This window comes from Sphingobacterium corticibacterium (assembly GCF_004208525.1).
GTDB lineage: Bacteria > Bacteroidota > Bacteroidia > Sphingobacteriales > Sphingobacteriaceae > Sphingobacterium > Sphingobacterium corticibacterium.
Window position 1 is genome coordinate 160,896 of record NZ_SGIT01000002.1, and the last position, 15,380, is coordinate 176,275.

Sequence of the window (15,380 nt, forward strand, 5' to 3'; positions counted from 1 at the left end):
CTTAACGCACCATAAACATAATCGTTGGTGTCCAAGGACTGCAACCATGCTTGTTTCGCGAACGAACTCGGAAATAAATATACTGTCCAGGCTCAAATCCACCCCGATAGGCTTTGAAAGAACGAGATGTAGTTTGCTCCTCTTCCCATAAGGGAATATTATTACCGTCAACCTTTGTAGCAAAACAGTAGTCATACAACATATCCCGCCCCACGGGCTGGAAACCAAAAGCTACTTCTCCACTTCTTCTTCCGTCGGTTAAAAAAGGTGATCCTGGCGTATCAGGCGCTTGTCCCTTACGCTTTCCGGTCAATACAGGAAATCCAGAGCTATAGAGTTTCACTAGATCACCATTACTTACTACGTTTACGTAAAACACCAATTCTTGAAGTAGGTCGCTGAGTTTTTTCTTACTTTCCCGTTTTTGTGCTTTCACCAAGCGGCTACCACCTACCGATTCCACTACTTTTTGATGGTAGTCCGCATAAGCTTCTTCTATTTCCGCCATGGTTGGTGTCGGATCAACAAAAATAACCGACTCTTTCATACAACGGATAATCCAAGTCGCGGTCACGACGAGTTTCTCGTCAGGATAACGAAAAAAATTAGCTTTTGCACGGATATACTTCATATATGCATGAGTAGGATTCGTAATAAGATAGCGCTTTTCCCAAAGTTAAGCATTACAAAGAGATTTCACAATGTCGTGAGGGCGTTTGTTTTTAGAACTAAGGCAAACGAATGTAAACCGAACACCAACGGAAATGATATAAAGACGGATGTTTCTAGCGCTAAGGCAAACGGATGTAAGCCGAACACCAACGGAAATGACATAAAGACGGATGCTTCCAGCGCTAAGGCAAACGGATGTAAGCCGAACACCAACGGAAATGATATAAAGACGGATGCTTCCAGCGCTAAGGCAAACGGATGTAAGCCGAACACCAACGGAAATGATATAAAGACGGATGCTTCCAGCACTAAGGCAAACGGATGTAAACCGAACACCAATGGAAATGATGTAAAGACAGATGCTTTTGGACGAAAGACATTCGGCTTTGCAAAAAAGAGCAACAGATACGCGCTCATGCTACGTAACATGCTTTTAAAGAAATACATCAACAACCAAAAGACGGCAAACTTTAACCTAAAGTCAAACGAAGTTGCGCAATAGTCAATCCGATATTTTTCTTTTCCATACGTATTTTTTTTATCCCCGATTGCTTTTGTCATCAATCGGAAGGTGCTTGTTGAAAACTTGGTTGTCAAAACGATGTTTCCACTCCACATTGTGTCTTTATTGAATAAAAACAAGATAAACGTGGTGTATTTGACAAAACATTCGAAACACAACGAAAATTACCATGACGTTTCTGTTAAAAAGATGTTCCGCTATCGCAAAAATCGGTTCCGAATGAACGTAAAACCATTCGCATGTAAGCCAAATTCGTTCTCTTTTATTGCAAAAGAATCCGGATTTATTGCAAAAGCGTTCATGTTTACATCCATGTTACGTAGCAAAAATGATGAAAAAATGCCCCATAAAGCTTCTAACTTTTGGGGCATTATTATAGATAACAGCGCGTTATTTTCAAATTAATCAATCCACGCAAAACCGGTATAGGGAACCAAAACGGCCGGAATACGGATACCCTTCTCCGTTTGGTTGTTTTCCAGAATGGACGCCACAATTCTTGGCAATGCCAACGCCGAACCGTTTAAGGTGTGCGCTAATTGCATTTTGCCATTTTCATTTTTGAAACGAACTTTCAAACGATTGGCTTGATAGGTTTCAAAGTTGGATACCGAAGATACCTCCAACCATCGTTGTTGGGCAGCACTAAACACCTCCATATCATACGTCAGTGCCGACGTAAAGCTCATATCGCCGCCACACAAACGCAATACGCGATAAGGCAGTTCCAATTGCTGCAACAGGCCTTGGATATATGCACTCATCTCTTCCAATACTTCGTAGGATTTCTCCGGATGAACGAGCTGCACGGTTTCTACTTTGTCGAATTGGTGTAATCTATTCAGACCACGCACGTGTGCACCATAAGAACCTGCCTCCCGACGGAAACAGGGGGTATATGCACAATGTTTGATAGGGAACTGCTCCTCTTTTACAATGGTATCGCGGTATAAGTTTGTTACAGGCACCTCGGCTGTAGGGATCAGATAAAAGTCATCACCGCCAACATGGTACATTTGCCCCTCTTTATCTGGTAATTGCCCGGTCGCAAAAGCAGAATCTTCATTCACCAGAATCGGTACCTGCACCTCATTATAGCCAGCTTCAACGGCTTGATCTAGAAAGAAATTAATCAGCGCGCGTTGCAAACGTGCGCCTTTTCCTTTATATACCGGAAATCCCGCGCCCGTCACTTTCACACCCAATTCCAGATCCACAATATCATATTTACTCAACAATTCCCAATGCGACAGTGCCCCCTCGGGTAATGTGGGTACAGTACCATGTTCTAAAACCACCTCATTGTCGTCCGCAGAAACGCCTGTTGGCACAGATGTATGTGGTAGATTGGGTAACTGTACAATCTTGTCTTGCAAGGTTTGTTCAACTTCCGCAAGTTTTTCGGTCAATGTTTTTACTTGTTCTTTATATCCGGACGACTTTGACTTTACCGCTTCAGCTTCCTCTTTCTTTCCCTGGCGCATCAAGTCTCCTATTTGTTTGGCAGCAGCGTTTGCCTCGGCAGCAATAGCGTCCGATTCGTTCTGAATTTTACGCCGTGATTCGTCCAATTGAATGACCTCGTCAACCAACTCCACTTCTTTAAAATTCTTTACCGCTAATCGTTCGATGACTGCATCTCTGTTTTCACGGATATAATTTATTTGTAACATAAATGAATAAGTAATTAGAAGGACAAAGATAATAAGTGTTTTCATAAACTCGTCACTTCGTACAATCCAAACCTCCGTTTTTAATTAAAATACTAACAAAACAATCATAATATTGTAATTATATCATAAAATATTTGTAATTATTGAAAATATTACATACTTTAGAAGCATTATCAATCATATTAACAATTATTTGATATAAGCGTTATTATTAGTTCATACTACAACGCTAAGTTTGTAGTGTAATATAAAATATAATAAGTATGTTAAAAGATTTAGAAATTTTCGAACAAGACCACTACGTAGATCTCCAGGAGTTTGCGTACGATGGTGACGACTTCATCGATTTTGAAGACTAATCCCCCTCACCCCGAGGGGGATATTTGTTTCTAACCACTCTTCAATTATAATTTCATAACTCATAACTAATGCTTACTTTTGATCATGCTGTATCTCGTACCTACGCCTATTGGTAATCTGGAGGATATGACCTTTCGGGCTATACGTATTTTGAAAGAAGTCGATATCATATTGGCGGAGGACACCCGTACAAGTGCTCCCCTACTCAAACATTTTGGCATTGAGAAGAAAGTATTCGCACACCACCAACATAACGAGCATAAAGCCGTCGCCGAAATTATCCGGTTTTTGAAAGACGGGCAAAATATAGCATTAATCTCCGATGCCGGAACACCAGCGATCTCTGATCCGGGTTTTTTATTGGTCAGAGAGGTGATTAAAGAGGGCTTGGAGATGCAATGCCTTCCGGGCGCCACTGCGTTCGTACCCGCATTGGTCAATTCTGGATTGCCTAACGACAGGTTCTGTTTTGAAGGCTTCCTACCCGTAAAAAAGGGGCGCCAAACCCGTTTAAAACAACTCGCCGAGGAGAAGCGGACCATGATTTTTTATGAATCTCCTCACCGCATCCTCAAAACTATAGCCGAGTTTATCGAATATTTTGGCGAAGAGAGAGAGGCTTCTATTTCAAGGGAACTTAGTAAATTGTATGAGGAAACGGTGAGAGGAACGTTGGCAACGCTAAAATTACATTTTGAACAACACCCTATTAAGGGAGAATTTGTATTTTGTGTAGCAGGATGCTAGTGAAGCGTGAAGTTAGTTACGATTAAAAATAAAAACATGAGTGTAGATAAATTTATTCAAGATGGACAGGATGCCAAAGTGGTGGAAAGGATCCATGATAAGATAGTCGATATGCTGACCGCTGGTGAGTACATACAATACATCTCTCTGCAGAAGAAACCTGCGGTGACTTTATTACCAGATAGCATCACGATTAGCAATAAGCGCATTTTCCTTTGCGAGTTTACCAAACTGGGTTTAGCAACCAACTTTGAGATCTATTCGTGGAACGACGTGAAGGATATTGCTTTCAAAGAGGAAATCTTTGGATCAAAGGTCACGGTAATACCCTTCACGGGGGAGAACCTTACGATCGATTATATCCCGAAGGTACAGGCGCGAAAACTGTATCAACTGATCAAAACGGCATTGGAGAATCCTACAGGAAACAAAACCGAAGAGCCTACGCCGGTTATTCCAACGCAAAAACCGATCGAGCAATTCAACCCACCCGTACAACCCGTCGTTGATGAACCTGCTACGCCTTCAATTAGGGAAGAAAACAAGGAGGAGGAAATCATCGAACAATCGGGTATGTCCGTTGTAGAAGATGACGAGCTAACCCAAAAGCTAAAGAAACTCAAAACACTTTACGACCGACAGTTGATCACGCAAGCTGAATACGAAAACAAAAAGTCAGAACTCTTATCGCAACTCTAATTCGTGAACCGAAATTACCTTTTAGCACTTTTAAGCGCCGTCATCTTATGGTTGGCTTGGCCGCCTATACCTTATAGTAGTCCACTACTGTTCATTGGTTTCGTTCCCTTACTTATGGCCATAGAAGAAGTCATAAGAGGAGATTATAGCCAAAAAGGTAAAAAGATTTTCTGGTTAAGCTTCTTCACAGGCTTTGTATGGAATACAGCTTCTATCTATTGGGTATATAATGCCATGAATGCCTATCTTCCATCCTATGTATCACTCCTCATATCGCTCATCCCTTTTGGACTGGCTCCACTACTCATGGCGTTCGTCTTTCGGTTATACTATCAGCTTCGCAAAAAAATAGCTATAGGTTACAGTTTTATCGGACTGGTTTCTTTTTGGTTGGGATACGAGTTTCTCCATCAGTGGTGGGATTTGGCCTTTCCGTGGATGACATTGGGCAACGGCTTTGCCAATTTCCATCAAATTATCCAATGGTATAGCTTTACCGGCGTCTTTGGTGGTACCATATGGATTTGGGTCGTTAACCTCTTGGTGTTTCTGTTTGTGTGGCAAAAACGCGAAAAAATAGCGGTATTCAGCACGAAAAAGCTGTCCGTGGCGATCACCACCGCGTTGGTACTACCGACTACGATTTCCATTATACAATACAATACATACACCGAGCATATAAATCCCTCGGAAGTAGTCGTGGTTCAGCCGAATATTGATCCCTATGGAAAGTTTGGTTTTATTCCTCCTGCGGAGCAGTTGACTACGTTATTAGAATTATCAGAAGGGGTTGCCAAACCGAACACCGAATTTTTCTTGTGGCCGGAAACGGCTATCTCTTCCGACCGGGGCGGTATTGACGAAGAACAGCTTAGGAGCTATCCAGCTTACGAACGTGTTATTAATTTTTTAGATAAATATAAGAATGGCAATGTATTATCGGGGATCGAAAGCTATCAAATTTACAACGAGCCGAAAACCCTAACCGCCAGAGATTTTGGAAACGGTGTGTTTCTGGATCCTTTTAATGCAGCGGTTTTGATAGATCAATCCAGCAAACTTCAGTTTTACCATAAGTCCAAGTTAGTTCCCGGCGTGGAGCAGCTTCCTTTCGGCGAAACATTGAGTTTCATGAAACCGCTTTTTGCACATTTTGGCGGCTCTACAGGAGGGTATGGCAGTCAAGAAGAACCATCCGTGTTCTATTCCCAAAGCGGTATCGGAGCAGCGCCTGTTATTTGCTATGAATCCATTTGGGGCGATTATGTAGCCGAATATATCCGAAAAGGCGCACAATTTATCGCCATCGTGACCAACGATGGCTGGTGGGGCAATACTTCTGGAAAAGACCAGCATCTGCTCTATGCCAAACTACGCGCCATCGAAAACCGACGTTGGGTAGCACGCTCCGCCAACACCGGGATTTCCGGTTTTATTAACCAGCGGGGAGATATCATCCAAAAAACAACTTGGTGGACTCCCGACGCCCTGGCACAGGAAATTAACCTAAACGAAGAATTGACTTTTTACACCAAAAATGGCGATTTAGTCCTGTATTTGGCATTATTCGGCGGCTTACTTTCTCTATATTTTCTTTTTAGGATAAAAAAGAACACGACATAACCCATATTATCTCCGTCGTATCCTCAATATAACCTTACTACTCCGTAATCATGGGATAAGCGCTGTATTAAACTAGCATTTTGTTAGCATTAATTATTAATAGATTTATTTGTAATAAGGAAATACATGTGTATATTTGCTGTCGTTGACAACAATCTACCTGTATGACATCACCTAAACCTACAAAGTGTACTATCATTATTGTAGACCCCAAGAAAGGGAGTAGTCGTTCCATTAGTATCCCTGCGTTGCATTTATACAACATGCGGTATTATATACTCATTATAGCGGTCGTTACCGGTGTATTGATTACTGCCTGTAGCGTATTGTATACGTCCGTTGGGCAGCAGAACGAAGAACGGGAAAAGCTCCTCTCCGAAATTAACATACTGCAGCAGCAGATACCAGCACCGGACGATACCCTGAATGCACGAAATTATGTGGAGCGCATGGAGGCCAAGCTTTCCAAAATCAGCGAATATCTTCAAAAAAGAGGTGTGAAGAGTTTTGTATTAGACGGGGCTGGCGGCCCAGAGTACAAGGACCTTAAGTTGGCTCCAGTAGAATATTATAGCGTGTACGACGAGTATATGGAACAGCTTTTCGAAGGGTTGGTGTATACGCCTACCGGTTTCCCAGCCAAACCTAAACTGACCTCCAATTTCGGATATCGCCGCAACCCTTTCCACGGGAAAACGACAGAATTCCATTCCGGAATCGATTTTAGAGGAAACAAAGGCGATAAAATTCGGAGTACAGCCAACGGCGAAGTCGTTTTTTCCGGAAGGAACAGTGGATATGGCATCTATGTACTCATCCGGCATCAAAACGGCTTCGAGACACTCTACGGGCATTTATCGAAGGCTTTGGTCAAAAAAGGAGATAAGATAGCAGCCAACCAAGTTATTGGCGAAATGGGCTCCACCGGGCGCTCAACAGGCCCCCATCTCCATTACGAAGTACGAAAAAACGGCAGGCCCATTAATCCGGTCGATTTCCTGAATTTAGATTAGGTAGTTGTGACAGTATCCATCATCAATAAAAAAGCAAACAGCAAGGGGAAGAAAACGGATTCCAGGACCACCCCCACGTTAATTGACAGACACTGCTTGATAAAAGGGAATATCTCCCAAACGTCTGCTATCCGGATAGAGGGGGTATTGGAGGGCGACATTCTAGAAGTCGGAAATTTGGTAATCGGCGAATCGGGCACGGTAAATGGAAACGTCCATGCCAAGACGATCACGATTTTCGGACAGATCAACGGAGATGTTGTCGCGACGGAATCCGTTGAAATAAAAAATTCGGGCAAGGTAACCGGAAAAGTAAACACCATAAGCCTTACAATCGAACGAGGAGCCACATATGATGGAAGTATCACCATGGGCAAATAAAAAAAATAATAGCATTTAAAATTATCAACATATGTATTTAATACAATCTTTCTCCAGTCTAGTAGAGAACAACAATACGGTTCTCATCAACACTTCAAAAGATTTGCTCCACGGGCTTAAGATTCTGCACAATGACAAATGGTATATCTGTGGCGACCTAGCCCTAAACGAAGGGCAATCACCCCATAAGCTCATTAATTCATCACCAGATGACACAGACTATCAGTTGTTGGCCAAAGCGGCCCTGATTGTATCCCAGGAAAATCTGGAGCAGCCTATTTCCATTACCACAGGCTTCCCTTACGCAACGTACCATATCCATAAGGAAAAAGCAATCAATTTTTTCAAACGGACACACATATTGGATTTTGACGGTTCCACCTATGGGGCAGGCGGCAAGAAGAAAAATGTCCTTGAAGTGCAGCAGGTTGAAGTAATCCCGGAAATCGTAGGCTGTACCATTGGTATCAGAAGAGGAGAACTGCAGGCAACGGGTAGCTTTTTTGTGCTGAGCTGTGGTTTTGGCACGTTTGAATCTATTCTCAGTACTGACTCGGGCATCATCGAACAAAGTATGGTGAGTACACACGGTATCCGCTATGCGGTTAACATCATGATCAATGAGTTAAAAAGCAAATATTACCTGGAATTTCGGAATGCTCACCAGTTTGACGACGCGTTCCAACGCGGATACGTTTATCTCAACCGGCAGAATATCGATCTACGGGAAATTCGTCGCAATGCCATCCGTACATACTATGAAGACATTGTCTCGCCCGTCTTACGAAATATTATCACAGACAAGAACCTCATGAAAACCAACCACATCTATCTATGTGGAGGCGCGATGTATTACCAGGACTTGGTAGAGTGTTTTCGGGAAGAATTTGAAGGCATTGCACAGTTAGAAGTAGTGGAAAATCCAGAAACCATGGCCAGCAAAGGTTACGCACTAAATTCGCTGCGTATCGCACACGGAAAAAGAAAATCTGCTCTGGGAATCGATATTGGCAATGCCACTACCATCGTTACAAGTTTTGATGAGGAAGAAGTAAAAAATTATTAGATTGATCCGTTTTCTAAAAAAAAGAATCACTGACACGTCAAGTACACAGCCGACGCCACAACCCGCTGGGAGAAATGAGATTATCATCCACGAACAGGATACCATATGCCTGTCGACTATGGTGCTATCCGATAGCAGAAAAGGTAATTTTTTTATCCAGGGAGATGCTATTGTAGAAAAGAACAGCTTTATCACCGGTACTATCGTATCCGCTAACGCGATCATAGGGGGACGCGTGGATGGAGAAATTATATGTACCGGTGAAGTTGTGTTAGCTGCATCTTCGATTGTAGAGGGAAATGTGAAAGCCAGCACCGTGGTCATATCTCCTCAGGCGATTTTCAATGGCGATTTGGTGATTTCCGGACAGACAAGTGGTACCGCGGAATATCGGTTATCTGAAAAAATAAACCTGGCGCAACAATTATTGAACAAGGGATATGTACCCGAAGTAGAGATTTTAAAAGAGCCTGATCCTCCACAAAACGAGATAACGACCTTTTTCAAAAAAACAGAAAAAAAGAATAAACCTAGCCAAAAAGGAGATGAAAATGCGTCGCCTTCGAGTGACACCATAAGTTCTTGGTGGTAGGTTTAAATTTCCTTAATTTTGCCGAATGCAAGTATATTTTGATAATGCCGCTACTACGCCATTAGATCCGGAAGTGATAAAAGTCATGACGGAGATCATGCAAGAACATTTTGGCAACCCCTCTTCTATCCATGCACATGGTCGTCAAGCCAAGACGATCGTGGAAAAGGCGAGAAAAACAGTAGCGGGTTTATTAAAGGCTTCTCCATCCGAAATCTTCTTTACGTCAGGCGGTACTGAAGCAGATAATATGGCTATTGTTAGATCCATCACAGATTTAGGCATTACACACGCTATTACTTCTCCTTTGGAACATCATGCGGTTTTGCATACGTTGGAGGATCTAGCACAACGGGGCGTTATACAGTTGGATTTTGTACAAGTAGACGAACGAGGTCGAGTAGATTTGGATCATCTACAGGCGTTGCTATCCCAAAATCCACGTACCTTTGTATCCCTGATGCATGCCAATAATGAAATCGGCACGTTGACCGACATTCATAAAGTTTCCGAAATATGTCAGACGTTCGATGCCGTTTTTCATTCGGACACGGTACAAACCATGGGACATTATGAGCACGACCTCTCTACGTTGCCTATCGATTTCCTTACGGGTGCGGCCCATAAATTCCATGGTCCAAAAGGAGTAGGCTTTATTTATATCAACGGTAAAAACAAAATCCGCCCCTTGTTATATGGCGGCGCGCAAGAGCGTAATATGCGCGGCGGAACGGAAAATGTTTACGGTATCGTGGGATTAGCGAAAGCCATGGAATTGTGTTATCAAGAGATGGAGACGCATCGGGTTTATATTCAAGGGTTAAAAGATTATATGCGTACGGAACTGCAAAAAAATATTCCGGACATCGCATTTAACGGAAATATTACCGCCGAAGACTCCCTTTACACGGTCTTGAACGTATCACTTCCTTGTACAGAAATTGCAGATATGTTGTTATTTAGCCTAGATATTGCGGGCATTTCCGCATCAGGGGGAAGTGCATGTAGCTCTGGCTCGCAGCTCGGCAGCCATGTGCTGCAAGCATTAGGTGCAGATCCCGACAAACCAGCTGTCCGCTTTTCTTTTAGTAAATACAACAACAAGGAAGAGATTGATTTTGTTGTTAAAAAGCTGAAAGAGCTTTGTGAAGAACATCGCTAAAAATAGGCGTATCAATTTGCATAATGGAGCAAGTACCGCTCGGCTAATTCGCCTCGAATTTCTTTTCCAGATAGATCAAGCTGCCTTAATCGGTCAGGCTCCACTTTATATTTGTAATCTAACCCTTCCAAATTAAGTTCCCCATCTTTTAGTTCCCAGGTTCCGGTTTTAGAAAAAGGTTCGGCACTTTTTCCCACGTATATATATTCGAGGGTATAGGCTTTGTCGTTTGCCAACGTTAAAGCAGTCGCAATAGCATCACAATCCGTGCAGGGGAGATTACCTCTATAAGTTCCTACCAACCGGCCCTCGGTTATCTTGCTAACTTTATGGTTTTCTATATTGGCGTTTGTTCGGGTATTCACACAACTGATGATGAGGAATAACCCCAACAACAATAGTCCACATATATATACAACCAAACGCATGATATCAAATTTTGTTAAGAACTACAAAAAAGGTACCACAAAGCACGTCATCTGCTTTATTTAACGTTTTAGTCCCAATCGTCCTCCTCTATTCCCATCGCGAGATTATACGCACTCAACAATTCGCCGTATGCATGGCGATTTCGTAACCGTTGGGCAACCTCCATCCCTGCTTGGTAGATCTCCAATGCTTCTTCTTTCCTCCCCTGCTCTTCCATAAATTTAGAAAAATGGTAATATGCACCCACGTAATCCGGATGATTTACCCGCAAATCCTGAAAACCGGCAAGCGTATTTTCAGTATCGCCCATTTTTTTATACTCCGTCGTTATCGCGTATTTTAAAAAAGGATCATTCGGGCTCTCTTTTAAAAATTGTTGTAATTCTTCTAGTCTGTTGCTCATGGTAACAACAAAAATAGGAAATTCCAATTTCAATCCACTATCCTATATTACTATGCATGCATAGAAAAATGACAGTTTACTGACCGCTTATACGATTTCCGCTCTTGTTTTTAGCTTTTGAAATTAATAGGTTTGTGTGAAGGCTAAAAAAATATACTCCAATGAAGATACTTGTATGTATAAGCAATGTGCCCGACACGACATCGAAAATCACATTTACGGATAACAATACAGCATTCAATACCACTGGTATTCAATACATTATCAACCCCTATGATGAGATTGCTTTGGCACGGGCTGTTGAACTTGCGGGCAATGGACAAGGTACGATAACGGTTATCCACGTCGGCGACGTTTCTGCAGAACCCACTATTAGAAAGGCTTTAGCAATCGGTGCAGATAATGCCATTCGCATAGATGCCCCACCACGTGACGCTTGGTTTGTGGCTCATCAAATCGCTTCTTATGCCAAAGCTCAAGATTTCGACTTGATCTTAACCGGACGCGAATCCATCGATTATAATGGTAGTCTGGTGCAGGGTTATATCGCCGAACTGTTAGGTATACCATCCATTTCGATTGCCAAAAAGTTAGACATCAATGGTACAAATGCGACGGTAGAGCGTGAAATTGAGGGAGGTAAGGAAGTTATACAGGTTCCGCTGCCTGCTGTCGTCGGAACAGCTGAGGGGGTAGCAGAGCCGAAAATTCCAAATATGCGCGGAATTATGGGCGCACGGTCAAAACCGCTCGACGTTATTGCGGCCATTGATATACCTGCATTATCGCATATTACCCATTTTGACACACCTTCTCCGCGAGGTAATGTAAAACTGGTGGATAAGGACGATGTTGCTCAACTGGTAGAGCTTTTACACAGCGAGGCAAAAGTTATATAAATTTTCATTAAAGCGCTTAGTTATGGCCATTTTAGTATATATTGAAAATATTGCAGGAGCATTTAAAAAATCTGGATACGAGGCGGTTTCCTATGCGAAAACTATCGGAGACGCTACCGGTCAGCCGGTGACTGCCCTCAGTATCGGAAAGGTGGACGCCACATCCTTAGAAAATATAGGTCGCTACGGTGTAAAAAAAGTAATAGCGGTAAATACCGAACAGTTGCACCAATTCGTTAATCAAGCCTATGCAGCTGTTATCGCAGAGGTCGCAAAGAGCATACAGGCAACGACCATCGTACTGTCCAATTCCTTTAGCGGGAAGGGGCTGGCTCCACGTATCGCTGCCAAATTGGATGCTGCACTTGCCGACGGGGCAATTACCCTACCCACCATCACCGGCGAAGCTTGGGAAATTAAAAAGTCTGCTTTCTCCGGCAAAGCTATTGCAACGCAGGAACTCACCGCTCCTATCAAAGTTATTGCATTGACGCCGAACACGGTGGAAGCTGTGGAAGCACCAACAGCGATAGAGGTCGAGCCGTTTGAACCACAAATTGCTGCGACGGATTTAACTTCCGTCATTCAAGATATTGTGCAAGCGACGGACAAAATACCGCTACCCGAAGCGAATATTGTCGTGTCTGCCGGACGGGGGCTAAAAGGCCCGGAAAACTGGGGAATAATAGAAGAACTGGCCGACGTATTAGGCGCCGCTACCGCTTGTTCTAAACCGGTATCTGATGCAGGCTGGCGCCCGCATGAGGAGCACGTGGGGCAAACGGGATTGGCGGTAAGTCCAAATCTCTATATCGCTATCGGTATCTCTGGTGCGATTCAGCACCTTGCCGGTGTAAGCTCGTCCAAAACCATTGTGGTCATTAATAACGATCCCGAAGCGCCATTTTTTAAAGTTGCCGATTATGGCATCGTGGGAGATGCTTTTGATGTTATCCCCAAACTTATCGATGCATTCAAAGCATATAAGAATCACTAAACAGAAACAATTGAAACAAAGTGAAATGGTCGGGTTATCGTATAACCTGGCCATTTTTTTGATTACTTTTTTTGAGGGGAAAAAAGTAATATATATGTTTGTAATAGTTTAGGCATAAAGAATGAAGAAAATCAAATTAGATATCGTGGGGTTGTCGTACAGTCAAACACAATCTGGTGCTTACGCATTAGTTTTGGGAGAGATGGGAGGTAATCGCCGATTGCCCATTATCATTGGTGGTTTTGAGGCGCAGGCAATTGCTGTAGAAATTGAGAAAATGCAGCCCAGCCGTCCGTTGACGCACGATCTATTCAAGACTTTTGCCGACAACTTTCAAATCAATATCCAGGAAGTCCTGATCTACAATTTGATCGATGGCATCTTTTTCGCCAAACTGATATGCTCCAACGGAGACAAAACTTTTGATATTGACTCCCGGACTTCCGACGCTGTGGCCCTAGCGGTACGATTCGGTGCACCGATATACGTATACGATTTTATTATGGATGCTGCCGGCATCGTGATTGAAAGCAATGACTTTGCTTTTTTGGAAAATTTGGAAGGTCTTCCTAAAGAGAATACCATGAGCAGTACCACGCCTCCACCTACGGAAAAAGAACATACGTCTAAATCGCCTTATTTTAATGTGAGCGACGACCAGCTGGAGATAAATCTCAACAAGGCAATCGAAGCGGAGCAATATGAGACAGCTGCTAAAATTCGCGACGAAATAGAAAGAAGAAAAAACAGGTAATACCTTCTCCATGCCTATCAAATTTCGGCTGACCATTGTAAGCTTCTTCCAATTTTTTGTTTGGGGGGCTTGGTTGATTACTATCGCTAACTATTGGTTTGGTACTAAACAATGGGATGGCACACAATTCGGCGCTATTTTTTCGACCATGGGCATTGCGGCAATCTTTATGCCGACACTCATGGGCATCATTGCTGATCGATGGATAAATGCCGAAAAATTATATAGCATATTGCATTTACTATATGCTGCGACTCTTTTTTATCTTCCTCAGGTCGACAATCCGCAGACATTTTTTTACGTCATGCTATTGGCGATGTGCTTCTATATGCCTACGCTTGCACTATCCAATTCCATTTCTTATACGACATTGGTCGCTAATGAATACGATGTTATTAAGGTTTTTCCACCAATACGGGTATGGGGTACGATAGGGTTTATCGTGGCGATGTGGGTAGTAAATCTCACTGGTAATAAAGCAACGGCCTATCAATTTTATATTGCGGGAATAGCTGCCATAGGACTAGGTCTATATGCATTGACATTACCGAAATGTCCTCCTAAAAACCGACAGCAGCAAGAAAAGCAGTCTTGGACGAAAGCACTTGGACTGGATTCCTTTCAGCTGTTTGCCGATTATAAAATGGCTGTTTTTTTTATGTTTTGCATGTTTCTGGGAGGCGCATTACAGCTGACTAATGCTTATGGTGATGTATTTTTGGATGAATTTAAATTTTATCCAAAATATATCGATGCTTTCGCCATTAAGTATTCTACACTTATCATGTCCATTTCACAAATTTCGGAAACGCTTTTTATCCTGGCCATTCCGTTTTTTCTGAAACAGTTCGGCATCAAAAAGGTGATGCTCATCGCGATGTGGGCATGGGTCGCTCGATTTGGATTATTTGCTTTCGGCGATCCGCAAACAGGCCTATGGATGATCATCCTTTCTTGTATTGTATACGGCATGGCGTTCGACTTTTTCAATATATCGGGATCGTTATTTGTGGAAAAATCTACCACGCCATATATCCGTAGCGCAGCCCAAGGCCTCTTCATGATGATGACCAATGGATTTGGTGCCATACTCGGCAGCCTGATCTCGGGATGGGTGATAGATCACTATTTCACGCTACAATTTTCTTCCTTAGAAACGTTGGCTTCCTATCTGCAAACCGAAACCTCCAATAATACCCTCCTCCAATTTATCCAGTCGCGTGGAATATCGGTCATGCCCAATGGCTCGCTTAGCGAAAATCTTTTATTAAAAGATTGGCATCATATCTGGCTAGCTTTCGCTGCTTATACATTTATAATCGCCATTTTATTCAGCTTTTTGTTCAAACATAAACATGTTAGAAATGCCGATTGAGTTGGTAAAAGC

General features: G+C 42.7%; 17 protein-coding genes. 12 read left to right on the top strand and 5 right to left on the bottom strand.

What is annotated here, in order from left to right; genetic code table 11:
• Position 1: 1 nt before the first annotated feature.
• From EWE74_RS09340 to serS, 3 genes are all read right to left on the bottom strand, one after another.
• Positions 2 to 631 carry a hypothetical protein gene (locus EWE74_RS09340; RefSeq protein WP_130141295.1) on the bottom strand — a complete coding sequence of 210 codons (630 nt, stop codon included), beginning with the start codon at positions 629 to 631 and terminating at the stop codon, positions 2 to 4.
• Between the two features lie 65 nt (positions 632 to 696).
• Positions 697 to 1,233, bottom strand: a complete 537-nt coding sequence (locus EWE74_RS09345; protein WP_130141296.1) for a hypothetical protein — start codon at positions 1,231 to 1,233, stop codon at positions 697 to 699.
• Positions 1,234 to 1,596: 363 nt separating this feature from the next.
• Positions 1,597 to 2,868 carry a serine--tRNA ligase gene (gene serS, locus EWE74_RS09350; RefSeq protein WP_130141297.1) on the bottom strand — a complete coding sequence of 424 codons (1,272 nt, stop codon included), beginning with the start codon at positions 2,866 to 2,868 and terminating at the stop codon, positions 1,597 to 1,599.
• Positions 2,869 to 3,312: 444 nt separating this feature from the next.
• Between serS and rsmI the strand changes: the two genes are divergently transcribed.
• The 8 genes from rsmI (at position 3,313) to EWE74_RS09390 (ending at position 10,511) form a co-directional block, all read left to right on the top strand.
• Positions 3,313 to 3,975: a 16S rRNA (cytidine(1402)-2'-O)-methyltransferase gene (gene rsmI / locus EWE74_RS09355; RefSeq protein WP_130141298.1), complete on the top strand. Its 663-nt coding sequence runs from the start codon at positions 3,313 to 3,315 to the stop codon at positions 3,973 to 3,975.
• A gap of 36 nt (positions 3,976 to 4,011) precedes the next feature.
• Positions 4,012 to 4,674, top strand: coding sequence for a PH domain-containing protein (locus EWE74_RS09360; RefSeq protein WP_130141299.1), 663 nt, complete (start codon positions 4,012 to 4,014; stop codon positions 4,672 to 4,674).
• 3 nt (positions 4,675 to 4,677) lie between these two features.
• Positions 4,678 to 6,297, top strand: coding sequence for an apolipoprotein N-acyltransferase (lnt, locus tag EWE74_RS09365; protein WP_130141300.1), 1,620 nt, complete (start codon positions 4,678 to 4,680; stop codon positions 6,295 to 6,297).
• A gap of 164 nt (positions 6,298 to 6,461) precedes the next feature.
• On the top strand, positions 6,462 to 7,310 hold the full coding sequence (locus EWE74_RS09370; protein ID WP_130141301.1) for a M23 family metallopeptidase: 849 nt from the start codon (positions 6,462 to 6,464) through the stop codon (positions 7,308 to 7,310).
• A gap of 6 nt (positions 7,311 to 7,316) precedes the next feature.
• A complete protein-coding gene (locus EWE74_RS09375; protein ID WP_130141302.1) occupies positions 7,317 to 7,691 on the top strand; it encodes a bactofilin family protein in 375 nt (124 codons plus the stop codon).
• A 31-nt stretch (positions 7,692 to 7,722) separates the two neighbouring features.
• Entirely contained in the window at positions 7,723 to 8,757 is a 1,035-nt protein-coding gene (locus EWE74_RS09380; RefSeq protein WP_130141303.1) for a ParM/StbA family protein, read from the top strand.
• 1 nt (position 8,758) lies between these two features.
• Positions 8,759 to 9,349 carry a bactofilin family protein gene (locus EWE74_RS09385; RefSeq protein ID WP_130141304.1) on the top strand — a complete coding sequence of 197 codons (591 nt, stop codon included), beginning with the start codon at positions 8,759 to 8,761 and terminating at the stop codon, positions 9,347 to 9,349.
• Between the two features lie 25 nt (positions 9,350 to 9,374).
• The gene (locus EWE74_RS09390; protein WP_130141305.1) at positions 9,375 to 10,511 is read left to right on the top strand and encodes a cysteine desulfurase family protein; all 1,137 of its coding nucleotides are present in this window, start codon (positions 9,375 to 9,377) and stop codon (positions 10,509 to 10,511) included.
• A gap of 11 nt (positions 10,512 to 10,522) precedes the next feature.
• On the opposite strand, the gene EWE74_RS09395 is transcribed toward EWE74_RS09390, so the two are convergent.
• Both EWE74_RS09395 and EWE74_RS09400 read right to left on the bottom strand, forming a co-directional pair.
• Positions 10,523 to 10,939, bottom strand: coding sequence for a copper resistance protein NlpE (locus EWE74_RS09395; protein WP_130141306.1), 417 nt, complete (start codon positions 10,937 to 10,939; stop codon positions 10,523 to 10,525).
• 68 nt (positions 10,940 to 11,007) lie between these two features.
• Positions 11,008 to 11,343, bottom strand: coding sequence for a tetratricopeptide repeat protein (locus EWE74_RS09400; RefSeq protein ID WP_130141307.1), 336 nt, complete (start codon positions 11,341 to 11,343; stop codon positions 11,008 to 11,010).
• A gap of 161 nt (positions 11,344 to 11,504) precedes the next feature.
• On the opposite strand from EWE74_RS09400, the gene EWE74_RS09405 reads away from it, so the two are divergent.
• From EWE74_RS09405 to EWE74_RS09420, 4 genes are all read left to right on the top strand, one after another.
• The gene (locus EWE74_RS09405; RefSeq protein WP_130141308.1) at positions 11,505 to 12,242 is read left to right on the top strand and encodes an electron transfer flavoprotein subunit beta/FixA family protein; all 738 of its coding nucleotides are present in this window, start codon (positions 11,505 to 11,507) and stop codon (positions 12,240 to 12,242) included.
• A gap of 22 nt (positions 12,243 to 12,264) precedes the next feature.
• Positions 12,265 to 13,239, top strand: coding sequence for an electron transfer flavoprotein subunit alpha/FixB family protein (locus EWE74_RS09410; protein ID WP_130141309.1), 975 nt, complete (start codon positions 12,265 to 12,267; stop codon positions 13,237 to 13,239).
• Between the two features lie 121 nt (positions 13,240 to 13,360).
• Positions 13,361 to 13,993, top strand: coding sequence for a bifunctional nuclease family protein (locus EWE74_RS09415; protein ID WP_130141310.1), 633 nt, complete (start codon positions 13,361 to 13,363; stop codon positions 13,991 to 13,993).
• Between the two features lie 10 nt (positions 13,994 to 14,003).
• Positions 14,004 to 15,368, top strand: coding sequence for a nucleoside permease (locus EWE74_RS09420; protein WP_130141311.1), 1,365 nt, complete (start codon positions 14,004 to 14,006; stop codon positions 15,366 to 15,368).
• Positions 15,369 to 15,380 lie beyond the last annotated feature (12 nt).

Coding starts and splice junctions, on each gene's coding strand:
- EWE74_RS09340 (WP_130141295.1), bottom strand. CDS start 631: ATGAAGTATATCCGTGCAAAAGCTAATTTTTTTCGTTATCCTGACGAG.
- EWE74_RS09345 (WP_130141296.1), bottom strand. CDS start 1,233: ATGACAAAAGCAATCGGGGATAAAAAAAATACGTATGGAAAAGAAAAA.
- serS (WP_130141297.1), bottom strand. CDS start 2,868: ATGTTACAAATAAATTATATCCGTGAAAACAGAGATGCAGTCATCGAA.
- rsmI (WP_130141298.1), top strand. CDS start 3,313: ATGCTGTATCTCGTACCTACGCCTATTGGTAATCTGGAGGATATGACC.
- EWE74_RS09360 (WP_130141299.1), top strand. CDS start 4,012: ATGAGTGTAGATAAATTTATTCAAGATGGACAGGATGCCAAAGTGGTG.
- EWE74_RS09370 (WP_130141301.1), top strand. CDS start 6,462: ATGACATCACCTAAACCTACAAAGTGTACTATCATTATTGTAGACCCC.
- EWE74_RS09380 (WP_130141303.1), top strand. CDS start 7,723: ATGTATTTAATACAATCTTTCTCCAGTCTAGTAGAGAACAACAATACG.
- EWE74_RS09390 (WP_130141305.1), top strand. CDS start 9,375: ATGCAAGTATATTTTGATAATGCCGCTACTACGCCATTAGATCCGGAA.
- EWE74_RS09395 (WP_130141306.1), bottom strand. CDS start 10,939: ATGCGTTTGGTTGTATATATATGTGGACTATTGTTGTTGGGGTTATTC.
- EWE74_RS09400 (WP_130141307.1), bottom strand. CDS start 11,343: ATGAGCAACAGACTAGAAGAATTACAACAATTTTTAAAAGAGAGCCCG.
- EWE74_RS09405 (WP_130141308.1), top strand. CDS start 11,505: ATGAAGATACTTGTATGTATAAGCAATGTGCCCGACACGACATCGAAA.
- EWE74_RS09410 (WP_130141309.1), top strand. CDS start 12,265: ATGGCCATTTTAGTATATATTGAAAATATTGCAGGAGCATTTAAAAAA.
- EWE74_RS09415 (WP_130141310.1), top strand. CDS start 13,361: ATGAAGAAAATCAAATTAGATATCGTGGGGTTGTCGTACAGTCAAACA.
- EWE74_RS09420 (WP_130141311.1), top strand. CDS start 14,004: ATGCCTATCAAATTTCGGCTGACCATTGTAAGCTTCTTCCAATTTTTT.